The organism is Pantoea sp., assembly GCF_039594315.1.
Taxonomy (GTDB): Bacteria; Pseudomonadota; Gammaproteobacteria; order Enterobacterales; family Enterobacteriaceae; genus Pantoea.
Genome location: NZ_JBCNNP010000050.1, coordinates 1 through 21,520, shown reverse-complemented (window position 1 = coordinate 21,520; position 21,520 = coordinate 1). Strand labels below are relative to the sequence as shown.

The 21,520-nt window shown below is 55.7% G+C and carries 19 protein-coding genes and 1 pseudogene; 10 read left to right on the top strand and 10 right to left on the bottom strand.

Annotated features, from left to right (window positions below):
• Position 1: 1 nt before the first annotated feature.
• The 3 genes from ABDW13_RS19610 to ABDW13_RS19600 all read right to left on the bottom strand — a co-directional run bounded on the left by ABDW13_RS19610 (position 2) and on the right by ABDW13_RS19600 (position 3,234).
• The gene (locus ABDW13_RS19610; RefSeq protein WP_343554218.1) at positions 2-1,279 is read right to left on the bottom strand and encodes an ABC transporter substrate-binding protein; all 1,278 of its coding nucleotides are present in this window, start codon (positions 1,277-1,279) and stop codon (positions 2-4) included.
• 27 nt (positions 1,280-1,306) lie between these two features.
• Positions 1,307-2,407 (bottom strand): ABC transporter ATP-binding protein, encoded by a 1,101-nt coding sequence (locus ABDW13_RS19605; RefSeq protein WP_343554217.1) that lies wholly within the window; start codon positions 2,405-2,407, stop codon positions 1,307-1,309.
• 164 nt (positions 2,408-2,571) lie between these two features.
• Entirely contained in the window at positions 2,572-3,234 is a 663-nt protein-coding gene (locus ABDW13_RS19600; protein WP_343554216.1) for a GntR family transcriptional regulator, read from the bottom strand.
• Between the two features lie 168 nt (positions 3,235-3,402).
• Here ABDW13_RS19600 and ABDW13_RS19595 point away from each other — a divergent pair, with 168 nt between their 5' ends.
• From ABDW13_RS19595 to ABDW13_RS19565, 7 genes are read left to right on the top strand one after another with little or no spacing between them, the layout of a single operon-like run.
• Complete coding sequence (locus ABDW13_RS19595) at positions 3,403-4,893, top strand: ABC transporter substrate-binding protein (protein WP_343554215.1); 1,491 nt, start codon at positions 3,403-3,405, stop codon at positions 4,891-4,893.
• Complete coding sequence (locus ABDW13_RS19590) at positions 4,890-5,750, top strand: ABC transporter permease (RefSeq protein WP_343554214.1); 861 nt, start codon at positions 4,890-4,892, stop codon at positions 5,748-5,750. The genes ABDW13_RS19595 and ABDW13_RS19590 overlap by 4 nt, the downstream gene beginning before the upstream one ends.
• A gap of 1 nt (position 5,751) precedes the next feature.
• The gene (locus ABDW13_RS19585; protein WP_343554213.1) at positions 5,752-6,666 is read left to right on the top strand and encodes an ABC transporter permease; all 915 of its coding nucleotides are present in this window, start codon (positions 5,752-5,754) and stop codon (positions 6,664-6,666) included.
• Positions 6,663-8,078: a M20/M25/M40 family metallo-hydrolase gene (locus tag ABDW13_RS19580; RefSeq protein WP_343554212.1), complete on the top strand. Its 1,416-nt coding sequence runs from the start codon at positions 6,663-6,665 to the stop codon at positions 8,076-8,078. The genes ABDW13_RS19585 and ABDW13_RS19580 overlap by 4 nt, the downstream gene beginning before the upstream one ends.
• Positions 8,065-9,063 carry a D-cysteine desulfhydrase family protein gene (locus ABDW13_RS19575; protein ID WP_343554211.1) on the top strand — a complete coding sequence of 333 codons (999 nt, stop codon included), beginning with the start codon at positions 8,065-8,067 and terminating at the stop codon, positions 9,061-9,063. The genes ABDW13_RS19580 and ABDW13_RS19575 overlap by 14 nt, the downstream gene beginning before the upstream one ends.
• Entirely contained in the window at positions 9,063-10,046 is a 984-nt protein-coding gene (locus tag ABDW13_RS19570) for an ornithine cyclodeaminase (RefSeq protein ID WP_343554210.1), read from the top strand. Before ABDW13_RS19575 ends, ABDW13_RS19570 begins: the two co-directional genes overlap by 1 nt.
• The gene (locus ABDW13_RS19565) at positions 10,036-10,854 is read left to right on the top strand and encodes a rhodanese-like domain-containing protein (RefSeq protein ID WP_343554209.1); all 819 of its coding nucleotides are present in this window, start codon (positions 10,036-10,038) and stop codon (positions 10,852-10,854) included. Before ABDW13_RS19570 ends, ABDW13_RS19565 begins: the two co-directional genes overlap by 11 nt.
• On the opposite strand, the gene ABDW13_RS19560 is transcribed toward ABDW13_RS19565, so the two are convergent.
• Entirely contained in the window at positions 10,840-12,447 is a 1,608-nt protein-coding gene (locus ABDW13_RS19560) for an ABC transporter ATP-binding protein (protein WP_343554208.1), read from the bottom strand. The genes ABDW13_RS19565 and ABDW13_RS19560 overlap by 15 nt on opposite strands.
• Positions 12,448-12,577: 130 nt before the next feature.
• Between ABDW13_RS19560 and ABDW13_RS19555 the strand changes: the two genes are divergently transcribed.
• Positions 12,578-13,363, top strand: a complete 786-nt coding sequence (locus ABDW13_RS19555) for a hydroxyethylthiazole kinase (RefSeq protein WP_343554207.1) — start codon at positions 12,578-12,580, stop codon at positions 13,361-13,363.
• A gap of 52 nt (positions 13,364-13,415) precedes the next feature.
• Here ABDW13_RS19555 and ABDW13_RS19550 read toward each other — a convergent pair whose 3' ends face one another.
• The 6 genes from ABDW13_RS19550 to ABDW13_RS19525 form a co-directional block, all read right to left on the bottom strand.
• On the bottom strand, positions 13,416-14,381 hold the full coding sequence (locus ABDW13_RS19550) for a sugar-binding transcriptional regulator (protein WP_343554206.1): 966 nt from the start codon (positions 14,379-14,381) through the stop codon (positions 13,416-13,418).
• Between the two features lie 163 nt (positions 14,382-14,544).
• Positions 14,545-15,402, bottom strand: a complete 858-nt coding sequence (locus ABDW13_RS19545) for a phosphogluconate dehydrogenase C-terminal domain-containing protein (protein ID WP_343554205.1) — start codon at positions 15,400-15,402, stop codon at positions 14,545-14,547.
• Between the two features lie 4 nt (positions 15,403-15,406).
• The gene (locus ABDW13_RS19540) at positions 15,407-16,216 is read right to left on the bottom strand and encodes a TIM barrel protein (RefSeq protein WP_343554204.1); all 810 of its coding nucleotides are present in this window, start codon (positions 16,214-16,216) and stop codon (positions 15,407-15,409) included.
• The gene (locus tag ABDW13_RS19535) at positions 16,213-16,989 is read right to left on the bottom strand and encodes a triose-phosphate isomerase family protein (RefSeq protein ID WP_343554203.1); all 777 of its coding nucleotides are present in this window, start codon (positions 16,987-16,989) and stop codon (positions 16,213-16,215) included. Before ABDW13_RS19535 ends, ABDW13_RS19540 begins: the two co-directional genes overlap by 4 nt.
• Before the next feature lie 3 nt (positions 16,990-16,992).
• A complete protein-coding gene (locus ABDW13_RS19530; protein WP_343554202.1) occupies positions 16,993-18,738 on the bottom strand; it encodes a dihydroxyacetone kinase family protein in 1,746 nt (581 codons plus the stop codon).
• Position 18,739: 1 nt separating this feature from the next.
• Positions 18,740-20,074 carry an MFS transporter gene (locus tag ABDW13_RS19525; RefSeq protein ID WP_343554201.1) on the bottom strand — a complete coding sequence of 445 codons (1,335 nt, stop codon included), beginning with the start codon at positions 20,072-20,074 and terminating at the stop codon, positions 18,740-18,742.
• A gap of 446 nt (positions 20,075-20,520) precedes the next feature.
• Here ABDW13_RS19525 and ABDW13_RS19520 point away from each other — a divergent pair, with 446 nt between their 5' ends.
• Together ABDW13_RS19520 and ABDW13_RS19515 are read left to right on the top strand one after the other, a co-directional pair.
• Complete coding sequence (locus ABDW13_RS19520; protein ID WP_343554200.1) at positions 20,521-20,979, top strand: RpiB/LacA/LacB family sugar-phosphate isomerase; 459 nt, start codon at positions 20,521-20,523, stop codon at positions 20,977-20,979.
• Between the two features lie 30 nt (positions 20,980-21,009).
• Positions 21,010-21,520, top strand: a pseudogene (locus ABDW13_RS19515) (transketolase); the annotation flags it as partial.

Below are 21,520 nucleotides of genomic sequence, written 5' to 3'. Positions count from 1 at the left end.
ATTATTGGTATGACTTCAACAGACGATCGGCTTGCTTCTGCGCGCCTTCCAACGCTTCGGCTGGCGTTTTCGCCTGCGTCACAGCCGCTTCAACCGCATGATTCAGAGCATCCTGAATCTGTACGCTGTTATAGGTTGAAAGCTCTGGCTGCGCATATTTGAGCTGCTCGCGCGCCACCAAGGCTTGCGGTACGTCTTTGACGTAATCCTTCATCACCGTGGTATCCCACGCGGCAGGTGAAGTGGCGACATAGCCGGTAGCGATACTCCAGCGCGCCGCTTGCTCAGGAGACGTTACCCAACGGATAAACTCCATTGCCGCTTTCTGCTGTTCAGGCGAAGCATTTTTGAATACATACAGGTTGCCGCCGCCGGTTGGGCTGCCGCGCTGCGTTTTTTCTGGCAACATGGCTACGCCAAACGGGAACTTGGCGTTATCACGCACGTTTGTCAGGTTACCGGTGGTGGTCACCATCATGGCGGTTTTGCCACTGATAAAGTCCTGTGGTGTGGTGCCCCAGGCAATCGCGCCTTTTGGCGACACTTCTTCTTTCTGGCCCAGATCAGTCAGCCACTGCAAGGTTTCAACGTTACCCGGCGTATTGAAGTTCACCGCGGTGCCTTTACCGTTATCCAGACGACCGCCATTGGTGGCAGATAAGCCCTGGAAGTTCCAGTAGCCATTTGGCGTAGAGGGAATTTCAATTCCCCACTGACTCACACCGTTAGCATCTTTGATGGTGAGTTTCTTACCAAAATCGACCACTTGCTGCCAGTTAGCTGGCGGCGTATCCGCGTTCAAACCGGCTTTCTCAAACGCCTGTTTGTTCCAGTACATCACCACGGTTGAACGCTGGAACGGCACGCCCCACACTTTGCCGTCAATGTGACGCAGGAAGGCGGGATAAAAACCGTCGATCCATTTTTTGCCTTCGTCACCCGTCGCCAAATCGCTGGCGGCAACAATGGCACCAGCATCAATCAACGAATAGGCTTCGATATCACCAATTACCGCCAACTGCGGGGCATTGCCACCACGAAATGCGGTCAGCGCTTTGGTCACGGTGGTAGCGTAATCGCCGGTATACACCGGTTGAATGCTGACTTCTGGATGTTCTTTTTCGAAGTCAGCCACCAGCGCATCAACGGTGTGGCTGACTTTGCCGCCAACCGCGATCGGATAATACATTTGCAGTTTCACCGGATCGGCAGCAAACGCCGAAGCCGTAACGCACAGCAATACAGCAGAAGCCAAACGTGAGTAACGAATTGCAGACATGATATTCCCTTGGGCAAATGACAACGGTTAAACAGCGTATTTTTTCTGTGAGACAAACATGTGTTGTTCAGCAGCGACACAGCGTTTGCCACTGTCGCTAAAAAACAGATATTGCCGCGCGGCAGACCACTGCAAGCCGACTTCGCTGCCATCCGCGATGTGTTGCATGCCGGGCACTTTCACCGTCAGTGGCTCTGGCATGCCCGCCAATTCGCATACCAGCAAGGTATCCGAGCCCATATATTCAGAGCTAATAACCCGCGCGGTGAGCGCAGCATGTTCCAGCGCAATCAGTTGGATATCTTCGGCGCGCAATCCCAGGCTCAACGTCGTATCGCGATATTCCACGACCGGCGCAGTTAGATGACTGAGGTAATGTTGTGCATCTTTGCGTTGCAACGGCAGGATGTTCATCGGCGGCGCACCAATAAATTGGGCGGCGAAAATGCTGGCAGGATTGTTGTAAAGATCGTCTGGTGTGCCGTGCTGCTCAATATGGCCATCGTTGAGCAAAATAATGCTGTCGGCCATGCTCATCGCTTCGGTTTGATCGTGGGTAACGTACAACATGGTCAAGCCGAGTTTCTTCTGTAAGGCACGAATTTCACGCCGCATGCTTTGGCGCAGCTTGGCATCAAGATTCGATAACGGTTCGTCCATCAAACACAGCGTGTTATTGGCAATTACCGCCCTACCCAGCGCCACACGTTGTTGCTGGCCACCTGAAAGCTGAGATGGCAAACGCTCCAGCAGCTTATCCAGCTCCATTAATTTGCTGACTTCTGCCAAACGCGCAGCAAAATGCAGCTTATCTTCGCCTCGCGCTTTTAAACCAAACAGCAGGTTCTCGCGCACATTTAAATGTGGGAACAGCGCGTAGGACTGAAACACCATGGAAAGTTTGCGCTGTGAAGGTGGCAGATCGGTGATATCAGCATGTTTGAAATGAATGGTGCCGCGATCGGCGGTTTCTAATCCAGCAATGGTACGTAACAGCGTTGATTTGCCACAGCCCGATGGCCCCAGCAACGCGACAAAACTTCCTTCTGCCGCGTCAAAACTGATGTCATCGAGAGCGATTTTTTCGCCCCAGGCTTTAGTGATGTGATGAAGCGACAGGTGGCTCATGCATCCGCAATCCAGTAATCAGAATGGCGGTAAGCTAGCGAAAGGAAATGAAGGATTTATGTCATTGTGGTGACTGCGCGGTGACGGGGATGCGCAATGAATTGCGCCGCGACAAATATCAGCACGTTTTTGTAGCAGCGGGATTCATCGCGCCGTTTTGATTTTCACTGCTTAAAATAATGCTGCTTCAATATCTCCGCACCATCATCTATCGCTTTCAGCAAGATCTTCTCGCTGGCAGCAGCATCCCCCGCTTGTAACGCCTCCAGCAGACGATCGTAATTATGGTGCCCTTGCGTCACCGCCGTCGGTTGCGGATAGAGATAATTGAAGCACGGGCCAATCTGCACCCATAGCTGCTCGATTAGCGCTTCCAGCGTGGGCATTTGCGCATAACCATACAGGGTAAAACGAAACGCGCGATTGGCGGCCAAGGCTGCTTCCGCATCGCCACTTTGTTTGGCTTGCATAAAGCGCACGCACAGTTTTTTCAGCTCTGAAATCTGTTTTTTACCGACAAATGGCGTGGCCGAGCGCACCGCCAAACCTTCAAGCTGCTTACGGATTAGCGTAATTTCCACAAAGCGTTGATGTGAGATTTCCGGCACCAAAAAAGCCGCTGCGGGCGTGGCATCCAACGCGCCAGCCGACACTAAACGCAACAATGCTTCACGCACCGGCGTGATGCTGGTACCGAGTTGCGCCGCCAAATCACGCGTCACCAGCCGTGCGCCGGGTTTTAACTTGCCAACAATCAGCGCACTACGCAACGTCGATTCCACCTGGGCGGTCAAACTCAGTCGCTGCGCTTTATCCATTTCAATCATGCTCTGATGTCCTTAACTGAAATTCGCAAATGGTAAGTTATTTTTAATGTTTCGTTGCCATCAACACCAAGAATAGGATATATCATGTATTACAAATAAGCACAGTCTTGATTCTGGCACCAGCCACTCTTTTCACTACCTTGCCTTGGCAATTTTTTGGAAAACGCTATGAGACGACCTGCAGTGAAGTTTGCTACCACCGCGTTGCTATTTGCTCTGTTGCCTGCCGTGCAGGCCGCCGAACTCACCATTGCGCAGCCCACCTCGGCCACCGCAATGGATCCCGGCTTTCTCAAAGAATCTGCCACCCTGGTCGATAACATTTTCGATACCCTCGTGCGCCGCGCCGATGACATGTCATTGCAACCAGGTTTAGCCACGGAATGGAAAGCGATCAACGAAACCACCTGGCAATTTACTTTGCGTCCAGGGGTAAAATTCACCGATGGCGAACCGGTGAATGCTGAAGCGGTGAAATTTTCCATCGACCGTATTCTCGATCCAGCGAACCATGCGCCGACCATTTCCTATATCCGCACCATCAAATCGGTCGAAGTGATCAACGACACGCAGTTGCAGATCCATACCAACGGACCGGATCCTTTACTGCCGACGCGCATGAGCCGATATCCGGCCTACATTGTGCCGCCGGCTTACGTGCAGAAAGTCGGTGCCAGTGAATTTGCACGCAAGCCTGTAGGTAGCGGTGCTTATAAGCTAGAGAGTTTCATTCCCGACGAAAAAGTGGTGATGGTTGCCAACGAAACCTATTGGCGTGGCAAACCGGCGATTGACCGCGTCACCTGGCGACCGATTCCGGAAGCGACCGCGCGTCTTACCGCGTTGTTGACCGGCGAAGTGCAACTGATTGAAAGCGTGCCCGCCGATTTAGTGCCTGCGTTAAAAAATCGTCCTAACGTCGAGCTGGAACAAGTTAAAGGCGGCGGATTAACGATTTATCTTGGCCTTAAAGACAGCGAGAAACCGCTCAATGATGTGCGCGTACGTCAGGCGTTATCGCTGGCATTGAATCGTCAGGCTTATACCCAACAGTTGCTACACGGTTTCGGTACGCCGACCGGCACCATGGCTGGCGCCAATGACTTCGGTTACTTAGCCGTTCCTGCCACCACACAAGATGTGGCTAAGGCCAAAACACTGCTGGCTGAGGCCGGATATCCGAATGGCTTTACCCTGCGCTTCCAGGCACCACGCCGTTACATCGCCAGCGCCGATGTGGCGCAAGCTATCGTGCAGGATCTCGCCGCGGTTGGCGTGAAAGCGCAATTAGAGGTGCCGGAATGGTCGGTTTATACCCAGCAAGTGGCCGCGCAAAAGCAAGCGCCGATGTACATGCTGGCGTGGGGATCAACGCAAACGCTGGACGCCGACGCCGCGCTGTTCCCGATTCTGCGCAGCGGCGAACCCTATTCCACCGTGCACGATGCTGAACTGGATAAACTGCTCGATCAAAGCCGCCAAATCGTCGATGCCGATCAGCGTAAAAAGGTGTTGGAAGAGATTCAGCAACGTGTCGCCGCGCAGCAACCGCTGCTGCCACTCTATCGTGAAGACACCTTGTATGCGCACAGCAACGCGCTGAATTTCAAAGGCCGCGTCGATGCGCGCATCCCGCTGTTTGATCTGAGGCTGAAATGATTTCGCCGGGCAACGTGCTGCTGCGCCGTCCGCGTCGCCTGATTTACGGTGACGCGCTGATTGGCGCCGTATTACTCATCACCGTGATTGCGGCTGCGCTGCTTTCGCCGTGGCTGCCGTTGCCCGATGCGTTAACCAATAATCTGGCTGAAATGTTCATGCCGCCGGGCAGCAGCGGCGCACAAGCCACTCATTGGCTGGGTACCGATCAACTCGGGCGCGACTTGTTAGCCCGCATTCTGGCGGGGACGCGTTTGTCGCTGTTGGTGGTGCTGGTTGCGGCGGCCATTGGCGCGGTAATTGGCGTGGCGCTCGGCATGATTGCTGGTTATGCCGGTGGCTGGGTCGATGCGCTGATCATGCGTTTAATCGACATCCAACTCGCGGTGCCGTTTATTCTGCTAATCCTGTTGGTGATTGCGTTGATGGGCGCATCGCTCACCAACATCATTGTGATCATGGGCTGCACCAGTTGGGCGATTTATGCCCGCGTGGCACGTGCCAAAACCTTAGAAATTCGTGAGCTGGAATACATTCAGGCGGTGCGCGCGATGGGCTTTTCGCCGCTGCGCATTCTGGCTCGCCATATTTTGCCCAATCTGTTGACGCCATTAGTGGTGTTACTGACGCTGGATATTCCGCGTTTGATCGTATTGGAAGCCTCAGTCGGTTTTCTCGGCATGGGCATTCAGCCACCGACGCCAACGCTTGGCAATCTGATTGGTGAAGGTCGCTCCTATATGCTGCTGTCGCAGTGGCTGGTGCTCTATCCCGGCCTGGTGATCGCCGCGTTGGTGATCGGCTGCAATTTACTTGGCGATGCGCTGCTGCGTCGCACGCATACCAGGTTGGATTGAGATGCTGAATATTCTGCTCAATCGCCTGGGCCAATCAGTTTTGGTGCTGCTTGGCGTATCGCTGCTGATCTTCTTCAGCTTGCATATGACGGGCGATCCCGCTGCGCTGATGATGCCGCCGGGTTCCAGCCAGCAAGAGATCGACACCTTCCGTCACAGCATGGGCTTTGATCAGCCGTTGATTTGGCAGTATGGCCACTACCTCAACGGCGTACTGCACGGTGATTTTGGCGAATCGCTGCGTTACAGCCAGCCGGTGTTAGCGCTGATAGCCGAGCGTTTGCCCGCCACGGCGCTGCTGGCAATCAGTGCGCTGGCGTGGAGTTCGTTACTCGGCTTGCTGTTAGGGATTATCAGCGCCTTGCGCCCGCACAGCTTCTGGGATTTGGCCTGTCGTTTGCTGGCTTTTTCGGGGCAGGCAATTCCGGTGTTTTGGCTCGGTTTGCTGTTGATTCTGCTGTTTAGCCTGCATTTGCAGTGGCTGCCTTCCAGCGGCTACGGCACTTTCGCCGCGCTGGTGATGCCCGCCATCAGCCTCGGCGCGTTTTATATGAGCGCGGTGGCACGCTTAACCCGCGCCAGTTTGTTGGATGTGCTGCAACAGGATTATATCCGTACCGCGCGTGCCAAAGGCTTAAGTGCCTGGCGCATCGTAGTACGCCACGGCTTGCGTAATGCGTTGATTCCAGTAATCACCGTGCAAGGCATGTACTTCGCCTCGCTGCTCGGCGGCGCGCTGGTGACGGAAATTATTTTTGCCTGGCCGGGCATTGGTCGGCTGGCGATTCAGGCCATCCAGAACCGTGATTTCCCGTTGGTGCAGGCGATCGTGCTACTGGCAGCGGTGGTGTTTGTGGCGATCAATTTGCTGATCGACCTGCTCTATCTGGTGCTGAACCCGAGGATTCGTTTATGAGTCGCCTTGATGCCACGCTTGATTTGCTGAGTGAACTGACGCGCTTCCCAAGCGTAGCTGGGCAGCTTGATGTTCAGCGCGAGCTGGCGACGTGGCTGGAACAGTGGCTGGTGACGCACCTCAAAGCGAAAATTATCACGACAGTGGCGTCGCAAACTGACGACGCTCCACCGTTGGTGCATGTGCGCATCGATAACCACAGCGACAAAACCGTGGTGCTGTACAACATGTACGACGTGATGCCCGCCGATGACGCGGGTTGGCAGGTGTCGCCGTTTGTTGGCGGCGTGCGTGAATGGGATGATCTCGGCGCGGTGTTTATTGGTCGCGGTGCCGAAAACAACAAAGGGCCGGTGGCGGCATTGCTGATCCTGTTGCGCGACATGCAGCAACAGCAGCAATTGGATTTCAACATCGAAATTCTGCTCGAAGGCGAAGAGGAAGTGGGCAGCGGCGCGTTGCGTCGCTATCTGGCTCAGCAACCTTGCCCAATAGCGCCTGCGGAAGCGGTGCTGTTCCCCTCGCTGTGTGAATATGGCGGCGGCGCACCGCGCGTCTATCTCGGCTTTACCGGCTTGGCCAGCGGACGTTTAAGCGTGTCCGGCGGCGATTGGGGTGGCCCTTCATCGGCTATTCACGCCAGTAACGCGGGTTGGATTGCCAATCCGGCGTGGCGTTTGGTCGATGCATTGCAAGCCATCGCCCCTGCCGCCCACAGCGGCGTGTTAGCCCGCAGTACGCCGGATGATGAGGCCAACGCCCTGCTGGCTACCTTAGCCGAGCAGTTCAGCATCAATGACGAATTACGTTTTCGCCGTAGCCAGCGTCTGATGATTGAAGGCGACACGCTGAGCTGCCTGCAAACGCTGCTCGGCAGCGCAGTATTAACGCTGGCTGAATTGCACAGCGATCCGCCCGGTGGACGCGGCGTGATTCCGTTCCGCGCCAGTGCAGAATTAGCGTTCCGCATTCCGCCCGGTTTCGATCAGAACGCAATGATTGCCAGCGCGCAACAGCGTTTAGCGCAAGACGATTTAACCGGTTGCGAGCTTGAACTGTTTGATCGCTATCCCGGCGTGCGCTTTAGCCGCAGCGCCAGCGGCGTCGACGCGCTGATCAACAGCTATCACGCGCTGGGTGCCGCACCGCAAATCTGGCCGTGGGCGCCAGGTTGTGCCCCGGCTTACGCTTTCGCCCACGTCGCGCCAGCTTTTCTGATCGGCGGATTAGGTCACGGCGGCAACGCGCACGCCGTTAATGAGTTCGTCACACTGAATGGACTCGAGCGCTTCCAGCAATCCATGAGCTTATGGCTCACCGCATTCAATGATTCGGCCATTGGCCGGGTCGCGCCACACCAGGGAAACACCGCAGTACATAATAAAATAGGTAACAAAAATGAAATCAGTTGAAGAGTTTGAACGTGTTCCGCTCGGCTTCTTCCCCACTCCTCACGAGCCGCTGCCGCGGCTCAGTGAGGCACTTGGGATTACGCTGACGATCAAACGCGATGATTACACGGGGTTCGGCGGCGGAGGCAATAAAGTCCGCAAGCTGGAGTATTTAATGGCAGAAGCCTGCAAAACAGGCGTCAATGTAGTGATCACCACCGGCGGGCATCAGTCGAATCATGCCCGCATGGTGGCGGCCGCAGCGCGCAAGTTTGGCATGCGACCGGTGCTGGTGTTGCGTGGTAATCCGCCCGCCAGTTGGCAAGGCAATTTGTTACTCGACAAGCTGTTTGGGGCCGAGGTGCAGTTCCTCGATCCCGACGGCTATTTCACGCAAATTGAAGGCGCGATGCAGGCGCACGCCGATGCGGCTAGCGCGCAAGGTGAAACGCCAATGATCATCCCGCTGGGCGGTGCTACGCCGCTCGGCGCATTGGGTTACGTGCGTGCGGTGGAAGAGATGGCGGCACAGCTTGCGCCTGATAACACACCCGCGCCTGATTTTATTGTCGCCCCTACCGGCTCCGGCGGTACGCTGGCCGGATTGCATGTTGGTACGCGACAATATTGGCCGGACACTAAAGTGATTGGCATCAGCGTCAGCGCCAAAGCCGAGTGGTTCCAGCCACGTATCGCCGGCATGGCGCAGGATTGCGCCGATCTGCTGCAATGGCCTCAGCAGTGGCAAGCCGATGATATCTGGATTGAAGATGGCTACGTCGGTCAGGCGTACGGCGTGCCGTCAGAAGGTGGCATCAACGCCATTTACCAACTGGCGCAGCAGGAAGGTGTGTTGCTCGATCCGGTCTACACCGGCAAAGCGATGCACGGCTTGTTTTCGTTAGTTGAGCAAGGACGCATCCCGCAAGGCTCGCGCGTGACTTTCGTGCATTGTGGCGGTTCTCCGGCGCTCTATCCGTTCGCTGACCGCCTGTTGGAGCCGTAATGGACGCGCTGATGCGGGTGCTGGACGAAGCCACCGTGGCGCAATTAGGTGGCGACGATGTAGCTTTGGCGCTGGATGATGTGAAAGCCGTTATTCGCCTGATGCGTTTCGGCGAGGCGCAAATGCCAGCGGAAAATCACATCGATCTCGGCACGCCGCTGGGTAAAGCGTATGCGTTACCGGCACGCGTCGGCGGCAAGTACAACGCAGCGGGCGTAAAGTGGACCGCACATCGCCCACAACGTCCCGATGCTTTACCTGCCGCACTCGCCCTCACCTTAATTAATCACGCCGACAGCGGCATTCCGCGCGGCTTGTTGGCTAGCGGCGCATTAACGGCGGCGCGAACCGCTGCGGTCAGTGCGTTAGCGTTGCAACTAGCGGCACCGCGTGCTGTGAAGCGTGTTCTGCTGCTCGGCGCAGGTTTGCATGCACAAACGCATCTGCGCATGTTGCAGCAATTATTCCCGCAGCTGGATCAGATTGGTGTGTGGAATCGCTCGCCTGAAAAACTCAGCGCATTCAATAATGTGCAGATTGAACTAGATCTAGCCCACGCGTTAAGTCAGCCATATGACGCGGTACTCACCTGTACCAGCGCCGCTCAGCCAATTGTTGCTGCCTCCGCGGTGCGTCCCGGTCGACTCATCGTGCAGGTTGGCTATCACGAAGTGAGTTTTGCCGCCATCAAAGCCAGTAATCAGGTGGTAGTGGATGCGTGGGGGGATTTCGCTGAGCGCAGCGCCAAAAGTCTGTTCCAGATGTATCGCGCCGGTGAGTTTCATCCCCAGGAAGTGGCCGCCGACCTGGCTACACTGCTGCTGGATGGCTGGCGTGCCAATGCTGATGACAGCGTCTATTTCTCCTCGTTTGGCCTGAATGTATTTGATATCGCCCTTGCCGCTCGCGTGTTGCAAGCCGCCGAGCACCATCATCTCGGCAACCTGCAATCGCTGTTTTCTGGAGGCATGCATGATTATTGATGTGCAATCTCTGCATCAACGCCAGGCGCGCGGCGAAGCCTTTTTGTTGATCGATGTGCGTGAATTTGCCGATTGGCAACGCGCCACCTTACCCGGCGCGCAGCATTGCAATGTGTACGACTATTTTATCGAAAATTGCGATGAACCCGGCTTAGCGCTAATGGCCGCCGAAGCCGCAACTGCCTTGCAACCGATGTTCAGCGCCTATCCGGGCGCAACGCCAATATTTTTCGAACAACAGGTGGGCATGCGTTCGCCGCGAGGCGCGTGGTTTGCGTGGCTGATCAAGCGTGAAGATGCACTGATTCTTGATGGTGGTGTCGAAGCCTGGATGGCGGCAGGATTTGAGCTGCGTCCGGGCTTGGGTTTGAGCCGCAGCGTGGCGCACTGTGCTACCGGGCATGAAACTGCGTGGAATGCCGAATTAGCCTGTAGCCGCCAGCAGGTACTCGCCGCCGATGGCGTAAACGTGATTAACGTTGATGCACGTCGTCCCAGTGAATTTGACGGCAGCTTTGCGCACGCCTGTTGCCAACGCGCCGGACGTATTCCGTACGCCAAACTGCTGTTTTGGGAAGACGTTATCGCCGACGGGCATTTCCGTTCAGCTGAAGAGATTGCTGCCGATGCGCAGGCAGCGGGATTATTTCAAGACACCCAATTGCAGGTTTATTGCCATCGCGGCGCGCGCGCTGCTACGGTGTGGGCGGCATTAAGGCTGGCGGGTTATCAACATGTCTCGATCTATGTTGGCTCGTGGCATGAATGGGCCGAACATGAGGAACTGCCGCTGTTACGCGGCAGTTGAACGCTGCGCCAGCGCCTGCTGAATATCCGGCGCGGCTGCCAATAACTGGCGCGTGTAGCTGTCTTGCGGCTGGTTGATGACGCTCTCCGTGCTACCCGATTCCACAATCTTGCCGTGATACATCACCACCACCCGATCGCACAACTGGCGCACCGCGCTGAGATCGTGGCTGATAAACAGCACCGACAATCCCAATTTATGCCGCAATGAATTAAACAGTTCGAGAATCTGCCCGCGCACCGACAAATCCAGCGCCGCCACCGCTTCATCCGCCACCAGCAATTTGGGTTCCATCGCCAGCGCGCGCGCAATCGCGATACGCTGGCGCTGACCACCCGAGAACGCGCCAGGTAAACGTCCAGCGTGTTCGGCTTTCAATCCGACTAATGCCAACAGCTCTTTTACCCGTTCTTCGATTGCAGCACCTTTACGCAGTTGCCAAACACGCAGCGGTTCGGCGATCTGCTCACCAACCGAAATCTTCGGATTGAGGCTGGCATAGGGATCCTGAAAGATGATCTGCGCGTGACGACGTAACGTTTTCAATTGCTGACCTTGCAAATGCTCCCCTTGAAAATGCACTTCACCGCCATCAGCCGCAATCAGCCCTATCGCTGCGCTGCCCAGCGTGGTTTTACCGGAACCCGATTCGCCAATCAAACCGACAATCTCGCCTTGGGCAATACTCAAATTGGCGGGATGCAGTACGGTTTGGCGTTTGGCAGGCCAGATTGGCAAACGACGCGGTACGGGATAGCTCTTGCTGATATTGCGCAGCTCTAACAAGGGTGACTGTTCGACGTGAGCGACAGCGGCAGGAACATGCACCGCTGAAGCCACAACCAATTTGCGCGTATAAGGATGATTTGGCGCGCCGAGCGTATCGAGTACATTGCCCTGTTCAATAAGTTGTCCTTGTTGCATCACACACACGCGATCGGCGTAGCGCGCCACCACCGACAGATCGTGGGTGATCAATAAGATCCCCATACCCATCTCTTGTTGCAACCCTTGCAGCAACGCCAAAATCTGCGCCTGAATCGTCACATCCAATGCGGTTGTCGGTTCATCGGCAATCAGCAATTCCGGTTGCCCACTGATGGCGCTGGCAATCATCACGCGCTGGCGCATACCGCCGGAGAGTTGATGAATATACTGACGCGCGCGTTGCGCCGGATTAACGATGCCAACGCGATCCAGTAACGCAATCGCCTCGTGCTGCGCCTGCTTCCAACTGAATTGACGATGCCGCACCAACACTTCGGCAATCTGCTCGCCAATGCGCAATGTCGGATTCATGCTGGTCATCGGCTCCTGAAACACCGTGGCGATACGGCAACCGCGCAGCGACAGAGTTTTGCGCGCATCCAGCGTTTCGCCGTTAAACAGCACGCGTCCGGCAGCCTGGTGAACGCCCTCTGGCAGCAGGTGCATCAATGCTAGCGAGGTCAATGTTTTGCCCGATCCCGACTCGCCCACCAGCGCCAGAATCTCCCGCCGATCGAGATGAAACGAAATGTCATCCACCAGCACCCGCTGATCGTGAGTATGAAGAGTGAGATTTTCAACCGAGAGCAAGCGGGACGTTGTCATAAGGCGGGCGTTCTCTTAGGGGAAAAAGATAGGATATATCCTGCGCTTAACCTCAACAAGAGCATTAGGTTATGAGTTAGAACGGCCTTACCATAGCGGCATTAGTTACCCATTCATCCAAGGAATTTGCATGCAGCAGCTCACCTGGCAAGATAGTGCCGTCCGTGACGTACTCCGCCACATCAAACTCGCCAAGCCGTTTTGCTACGGCATGACCAATTACATTGCCGCTAACCTCTCCGCCAATGTGTTATTAGCGGTCGGCGCAGCACCAGCGATTGGCGGTGCGATGGATTGGCCAACGGTGTTTGGCGCCAATGCCAATGCGGTATGGATCAATTCCGCCTGTTTGATGAGCGATTCGCCGCATCAGGTAAGCCAAACCGCGCAAGCAGCTCATGCAGCGGGTGTGCCTTGGGTACTGGATCCAGTGGCGCTCGGTGCCGGAGCCAGCGAATACGATCAGGTGGTGCTGGGATTGCTGGCGTTTAAGCCCACTGCCATTCGCGGCAATGCGTCAGAATTGATTGCGCTCACCGGCGGCCAAGGTGGCGGTAAAGGCGTGGAAACCACCTTAAGCTCACAAGATGCCTTGCCGTTTATCGAAGAATTTGCCCGCCGCCAGGGTTGCATTATGGCGGTAAGCGGTCCGGTGGATTACATCACCGATGGCACACGCACGGTATCTGTCGCGGGTGGCGATGCCCGTCTCACGCAAGTCACCGGCGCGGGATGCAGTTTAGGCGCATTGATTGCCGCAGCGCTCTCGTCGCCCACAGATCCATTAACCGCCGTTGCCGCCGCGCACGCGTTTTATGCCGAAGCCAGCCAACGCGCGTCCGGCGCACAAGGCACCGGCAGTTTTGCCGTGGCGTTTCTGGATACATTATCGCTGCTGGATTCTGAGTCGGTTTAGTATTCGTTGATCGGTCGCCAAAAATGGCGACCCTACGGCGAAAGTGCCGTTTTTACTGTGACAAACTCAAAATGGTGCGGATGTTTTGCGCGGTGGTGGCGATGATATCGATGGCGCCGGTGCGCAGCGCGCCGAGAATCGCCATCGCTTTAGTGTTTTCCGAGGCGATGGCGATCACGCAGGGAATTTTGCGTAACTCTTCTATGCTCAAACCAATCACCCGATCGTTCATCACCGTATCAACATGCTGGCCCTGCGAATTGAAGAAATCATAACCCGCGACATCGCCGGTCACGCCCTGATTGACGCTAGCATCAATGATTTCATGCGGCGTGAACCAGCCGAGTTTCACCATATAGCTGTTTTCGTTCATGTCGCCAATCCCCACCAGCGCCACATCGGCTTTGCGCGCACGATCCAGCGTCTCTTTGATGGTGCCGTTTTGCATGAAGGCATCACGCAGCGCACGGTTCTCAACATAGGCCGGTGCATACAGCGTTTCACTGATGCCACCAAATTTCTTCGCTAAACGACGACTGATGTGATCGGCGTTGATGGCATCTCCGGGACGATGCGTACCGCCAATGCCGCTGATAAACAGGCAATTACGCGTGGGCACCTGACCAGGATAATCGGCGACAGCAGCCACATTGCGTCCTTGCCCAACGGCGACAATGGCGTCGTCTTTCAGCGACTGCGCCAAATGAGACGACACTAATGCCGCCACCTGACGACGCTGCTCTTCCGCATCCGGCTGATCCAGTGCAATCAACGCCCGTTGCAGTTGTGGAAAACGGTTTTGTAACTGTTGTTCAAGGCGGGTACTGAACACCGGATGGTAGCGCACGTTGATCTCAACGATGCCCTCTTCGCGCGCACGCTTGAGCAAGCGACCAACTTTGATACGGGAAATACCAAACTTACGCGCAATCTCCTCCTGGGTGATTTCGTCCTGATAATAGGCGACAGCAATTTCCGTCAGCAGCTCGGAGTCCTGAGAAAGCGTGTTTTTTTCCATCCGTAACCTGTCTTGTATGAGATCGTGCAAACCGTACAAAATCGTACCGTATCGTTGTAGGGTCGCCATTTATGGTGACCAAAACGCTTAGGGAAGGAGTTATATCATTGATACGACTCGCTTCGCCAGACGGCAGCGAGGCGAGTCGCAAGGTACATCACGCTTAGCGCTTGATTGCGTCGATTTTCAGCATGCGGGCAATCACGATATCCAGCTCTTTCTGATCGAAAATCTGTTTCCAGTCAGGCTTAACGATCTTCTCGCGACCGTATTCCATGGCGATCATGCAGGCATCAGAGAACGGGTTGGTGGCACGGAACGCCACGGCCAATGCAATCTGAATATGGCCGTACAACATCGCTTTCGCCGCTTCTTCCGGCACGCCACTGTGCTTAACGGTCTCATCCAGCGCTTCTTTCATAAATGCGCCGACCATGCAGGCCACGGTTTCTACCAGCGTAGGTTCCAGATAAGCCAGTTGCGTTACGGTCACCCAATGCACTTCTTCCACCGGGCCGTACATAACGCTGATCACTTTGCTCAGCTCGGCTTTCTGCGCATCAGAACCGGTTTCATAGGAAGCAGCCACGTGCTGCACTGCCGCGATACCACCGAACGCATCAGCGTGTTCTTCTTTGGTGTAACGCTCGAGGAATACTGATGGATGGCACGGATGCGCCACCGCGTATTCGATGCCATCACGATGGGCAATCAGATTCGCATAGGCCGCCGCCGGATCCAGCGTCAGCAAAATCGCGCCTGGCTTCATCTGCGGCACCACGCCTTCCGATACTTTGCCCAGCACGATATCCGGTACCGCCAAAATCACCACATCACTCAATGGCACCACCGATGCCGCGTCAGAAAGCTCACGACCTTGTGCGCTTACCTGCTCTTGCGCCTTCGGCGAATTCTCACAGTAAAATACCTGGTAATCGCTTTTCTGGAAGTTGGCAGAAATGCGCATACCCATTTTGCCGCCCGCGCCAATCACGGTGATAGTTTTCAGTTGCACGCTCATGTTATTACTCCTGATCTTGTTTACTACGTAAGAATTCAACGGTGCGGCGAGTCCATTCGGCTTCTCGCTCGCAGGTTAACGCGGCATCGTCCTGCCACGGCAACCAGTGTTCGACGATTTGGTTAATTTCGCGTTCTGCCGGACGAACCGCAGCAATCATGCGGTCATAATCCAGCAAGCCTTCGCCCATGGGGCAACCGGCAAAGGTGAAACCGACCCAGCCATCACGGCGCGTAAAAGCAAAGTCTTTGATATGCAGATTGCCGACGCGCGCGGCGGTATTGGCGATCACCTGCTCCGGCAGTTCCAATCCAGCGACACAGTTGGCGGGGTCGAGACACACGCCCAACCACGGCGACAGAAACTTGTTGATCACCGACATCATCGCGCCGCTGTTGACCTGTTCGTATGTCTCCAGACAGAGACGCACCTGCTGGCGGGCAAAATCAGGCAACACTGCTGAAATCAGTTCAGCGGCTTCATCCAGCGACGGGCGATGATCGGCGGTGTAGAACATTGAGCGCACTACACGTGCATCAAGGATGTTCGCCATATGCAGATAGCGACGCAGGTGCGCCGTACCCAATCCGCGGGTGCCAAGTTCCAGTGTGATGCCCAGCGCATCCGCCTGCTGACGCAAGGCTTGCAGCTGTTCGTCAGACCAGCTTTCAATCGCCGGGTAATCGCAAATCTGGAATACCGACACATCAAGATCGGCAGTCTGTTGCAGCATCTGTGGCAACGACAGTGGGTTGTCTACTTTCGACGACATGCGCCAGAAGAAGGCGTAAGTGCTGAGTCCGATACGGCTCATGAACCGAGCTCCTGAGCCAGCTCACTGGCTTCATCAATAATTTGTGCCAACGCTTGTGGATCATGGGCAAAGCGACCGAGGAACAGGCCATTGACGTCCGCGCCGAGGCGCTGAATCAGTCCCGGACCGGCACTGCCGCCGTAAATGATTTTTAACGTGATGCCCGCCGGTGTCGCCAGTTGCTGCAATCCGGCACACACTGCACGAATGTAGCTGTCGGGGGCCGGTTGCGGCGCGCCAATTGCCCATTGCGGTTCATAGGCGAAGAACACCTCGCCGGTTAATCCTTGCGCCACCGCATCGGCCAGCGCTTCCGCTAACTGTTGTTCGCACAGCGCAATCGCCTGCTGCGGTTCTGCCTGCTGCTCTTCACCGATACACAACACTGGCGTTAACCCGTGACGCAGTGACATCGCCACTTTGGCGGCAATCTGCGCTTTATCTTCATGGAAATGGCGACGGCGTTCCGCGTGACCAATTTCCGCCAGCGAACAGCCTAATTCTTGCAGCATGCTGGCGCTGACTTCACCGGTCCACGCACCATTCTCCGCCTGACACACATCCTGCCCGCCAAAGCGCACCGGCGTATTGGCAAAGATGTCGGCAATCGCCGGGATCGCTGGATACGCGGGCAGAATAAACAGGCCAACGTCGCCGTTTTTCACTGGTGGACGTTCGGCCAGCGTCGCCACCTCACGACACCACTGCAACGTTTGCTGATAACCGAAATACATTTTTAAACTGACGCCGAGCCAGATTTTTGGCTGAGACATGCTTCAAGCTCCTTGTTCAGAGGCACTGTGTTCTTTTAGCAGATCGCCGACGGTATTCACGATTAAAGCGAGAGAAATTGCACCCGCATCCGGCGTGCCGACGCTTTTTTCTGCCAACGGACGCGCACGCCCCATTTTCGGTACTAACTGCGCGGTATCCTGCGCGGCTTTATCCGCCACTTGTGCCGCCGTCAGCCAGGCATCGGTTAATGATGCGCCTTCGGCAACTGCGCTACTTAAGCTGTCGCTGAACGGCACCAACACATCGACCATAGTTTTATCGCCAACGCGCGCTTTACCGAAGTGCATGATGCCTTCTTTAGCTTCGCGCACGCCGGTTGCCACACGCTGCGCATTAGGTGCTTCGCGGTCACCAATGGCGGTGCCAAGCGCAGTCAGCGCTACGCCCCACAATGCGCCCGACGTGCCACCGGCTTTATCTGCCCATGCATCAGCAGCGCGGCACAGCAAACTGCCGGCGCCAGCACCTAATGCAGCCACTTCACGCGCTTTTTCCACCGCACCTAAAACACCACGCTCCATACCAATGCCGTGGTCACCGTCACCGGCTACCGCATCAATATCACCTAATCTTTCCGCGTTACGCTGTAACATTTCGGCCACTGCTTCCAGCAGATGCAGCACACGCTTTGCGCTCTCTTGCGCTTCTGGCGTCGCGGCGGGCAAGGCTTCTTCGCTGCTCTCTTCCAGCTCGGCGGCACTCAATGGTTCAGCCACCAATACGCTACCTTTGCGATAAGCGGGCGCATTGGTTGGCGCACGCCACAAGGTTTCCAACTCGTCGTCCAGCCACATCAGCGTCAGCGAAGCGCCAGCCATATTGAAGCTGGTGACAAACTCACCGACATCCGGCTCAACTACCTGCAATTTTGCCGCGTCGAGCAGTTGCGCCACGCGACGATAAACGACAAATAACTCTTCATACTTCACCGAACCCAAACCGTTGAGGATCACCGCTACACGTTGACCTTCGGTTTGTGTGATGTCGGCAGGCACGTCGCTCAATAAGCGTTCAACAAAGATTTCCGCCAGTTCATCTGCACTCGGCATATCGGTTTCTTTGATGCCCGGTTCGCCGTGAATCCCCAGACCCAGCGCCATGCGCCCTTTTTCTACTTCGAACAACGGATGCGATGCGCCCGGCAAGCTGCAACCGGAGAAAGCTACGCCGAAGGTGCGAGTACGTGCATTGGCGTGTTGCGCCAGTTGCAGCACCTGCGCTAAGTCGTGACCGGCTTCGGCGGCGGCGCTGGCGGCTTTGAACACACACAAATCACCGGCTACACCGCGACGTTTTTCAATTTCCTCTTTGCTCGCGCTGGAGATATCGTCGGTCACCGCCAGCACTTCACAGGCAATGCCTTCCGCCCGCAGACGTTCGCACGCCTGGCCAAAGTGCAACACGTCACCCGCGTAGTTACCGAACATCAGTAGCACGCCTGCGCCGTTGTGCGCCGCCCGCGCTACGTTGTAGATCTGCTGGGCAGACGGCGAAGCGAACAAGTTGCCCATCGCCGCGCCGTGCGCCAGACCTTGTCCAACCAACCCGGCGAAGGCCGGATAGTGACCGGAACCGCCACCGACAATCACCGCCACCGTGTTCGGCTGGCTGCGGGTGCTGCGCACCACGCCACCTGGAACATGACGGACTTTATCGGCGTTCGCGGCGACAAAGCCTTCAATGAGCTCAGCGGCAAAGGCTGAAGGTTGGTTAAACAGGTAAGTCATTTTATTGCTCCTGAGCTAAAGAGGTCGGCTGAGACGACGAGCGACTACGGTTAAGTAACAGCATGAGGAAAGCGGACAACAGCATGAATCCACCGACCACAAACATCGGCAAGGCGTAGCTGTTGGTGGCGTCATGCAATGCACCGGTGATGTAGCCCGCGGAGAAGCCCGCCACGTTTCCTAAGGTGTTGATCAAGGCAATGGCTGCGGCGGCAGACGCGCCGGTCAGGAATTGCGTTGGCAGAGTCCAGAAGTTGGGTAACGCCGCAAAGATCGAGCTGGCGGTAATCGCGATTACCATGATGGTGGTGAACGGCGAATCCATATACAGCGCCAACGGAACGCTAATACCACCGGCCAGTGCCGGAATGGCGATGTGCCAGGTTTTGCAACCGCGACGGGTGGCATCTTTCGACCAGAAGAACATCACCACAGCGGCAATCAGATACGGCACGCCAGTGATCAGCCCTTTCTGCATCACGTTAAAGGTGGTGCCGAATTGCTGCTGGAAGCCAGCAATGATGGTTGGCAGGAAGAACGCCAGCGCATACAGGCCGTAGATGAAGCCGAAATAGATCAGGCACAGCATCCACACGCGACCGTTGCCCATCACCGAACGCAGGCTGTGTTTCTGATGGCCCTGCTTCTGCTGATGTTCGGTTTCCAACTCATTAGTCAGCCAGGTTTTCTCTTCACTGGTCAGCCATTTGGCCTGACGCGGCGAATCAACCAGCCAGAACAGTGCCGCGATACCGATCAGAATCGCTGGAATCGACACGCCCATAAACATCACGCGCCAGCCTTCCATGCCAAACAAACCATGTTGCTCAATCAGCGATGCGGCCAGCGGCGCACCAAATACCACCGTCAGCGGCTGTGCCAGATAGAACAGCGACAGGATTTTGCTGCGATGGCGCGCCGGTACCCACATGCTGAGATAGAGAATCGCGCCCGGGAAGAAGCCCGCTTCGGCGATACCCAGCAACAGACGCAGCGTATACAGCCCTTCGACACTGCTGACCCAGGTGAACAGCAGAGAAACAATTCCCCAACTGATCATGATGCGCGCCAGCCAGCGACGCGCGCCGAACTTGTGCAGCGCCAGATTGCTGGGCACTTCTAACAGGATGTAGCCAATAAAGAAGATGCCGGACGCCAGACCGAATTGCAGCGCGGTCAGACCGAGGTCCTGCGTCATGCCGTTCGGACCGGCAAAGGAGATCGCCGTACGATCGAGGAAGTTGATAAAGAACATCAGCGCGACGAAAGGCACTAAACGCCAGGAGATTTTTTTGATGGTGGATTTTTCCACCGCCGTCATTGTTTGTTGGTTCATAACGCACCTCCACGACGTGCGTGAGTGTTCATTTCATTGGTTGGTGTTGACCAAACGCAAAGCAGGCGCTGGTTGCAGGTGTACTGAGAGGTACGGCGTAAATGACACATGTTCGAGTCCTCGATGGGTCTTCTTGTACATTGGTATAGTCATGCGAACAAATGAACACTACACGGATAAATGCTCATCACTCAACTGCAACTCTCGAAAGTGTGAGCGGCTTCATGAGATTTGAATTCAGGCAATTTATCGGAGTTTTACCGTGATGCGAGGCGCAATAAGCGCTGAAGCGGGCATTTGAGTTAAGTTCCCGCCTCAATTCTGACTTGATGCATATGAACGACAGTTGAACATATGATTGTTTTTATGGCAGGCTGTGGATGAACATCTTCTCGCCTGCGAAACAAATGTGCAGGCGTCAATGCAAACCCTGCAGGAGTCCTACAATGAAAACCATCGCAATTGGCGCCGATGATGCGGCTATCGAATTGAAAAACATCATTAAAAAACTGCTGGAAGAGAAAGAGTATGTGGTGACCGATTACACCAACGACGCGCAAAACGATCGTCCGATGTATCCGGATGTGGCATTTGCACTGGCCACCGCCATCCAGAAAAACGAATTTGAGCGCGGTATTTTGCTGTGCGGCACCGGTATCGGCGTGGCGATTGTTGCCAACAAAGTGGAAGGCGTGCGCGCGGCACAATGCCACGACACCTTCTCCGCTGAACGTGCGCGTAAGAGCAATAATGCGCAGATCATGACCATGGGCGCGCGCGTCATCGGTCCTGAACTGGCGAAAAATATCGTTAACGCCTGGCTGGCATCAGAGTTTGAAGGCGGCGGCTCAACCGCCAAAGTGGAAAAGATCGGTTACTACGAGCAAGTCTCACACGCTAAATAATCGCGACTCCTTACCTCTGGAGAATTTTTTATGTCATCACGCCGGGAAAGAGCCAACGCCATCCGTGCTTTGAGCATGGATGGGGTGCAACAAGCCAATTCAGGTCATCCGGGTGCCCCGATGGGCATGGCGGACATTGCTGAAGTCTTGTGGCTCGACTTTTTGCAACACAATCCACGCAATCCCAACTGGGCCAACCGTGACCGTTTCGTGCTGTCGAACGGTCACGGTTCAATGCTGATTTACAGCCTGTTGCACCTTACCGGCTACGATCTGCCGCTCAGTGAATTAAAAAATTTCCGTCAGATGCACTCCAAAACCCCCGGGCATCCGGAGTTTGGTTACACGCCGGGCGTCGAAACCACCACCGGCCCGCTCGGTCAGGGCATCGCTAACGCGGTAGGTTTCGCTATCGCTGAACGCACGCTGGCGGCGCAGTTCAACCGTCCAGACCATGACATCGTAGACCACAACACTTACGTGTTCATGGGCGACGGCTGCATGATGGAAGGCATCTCACACGAAGTCTGCTCCATCGCCG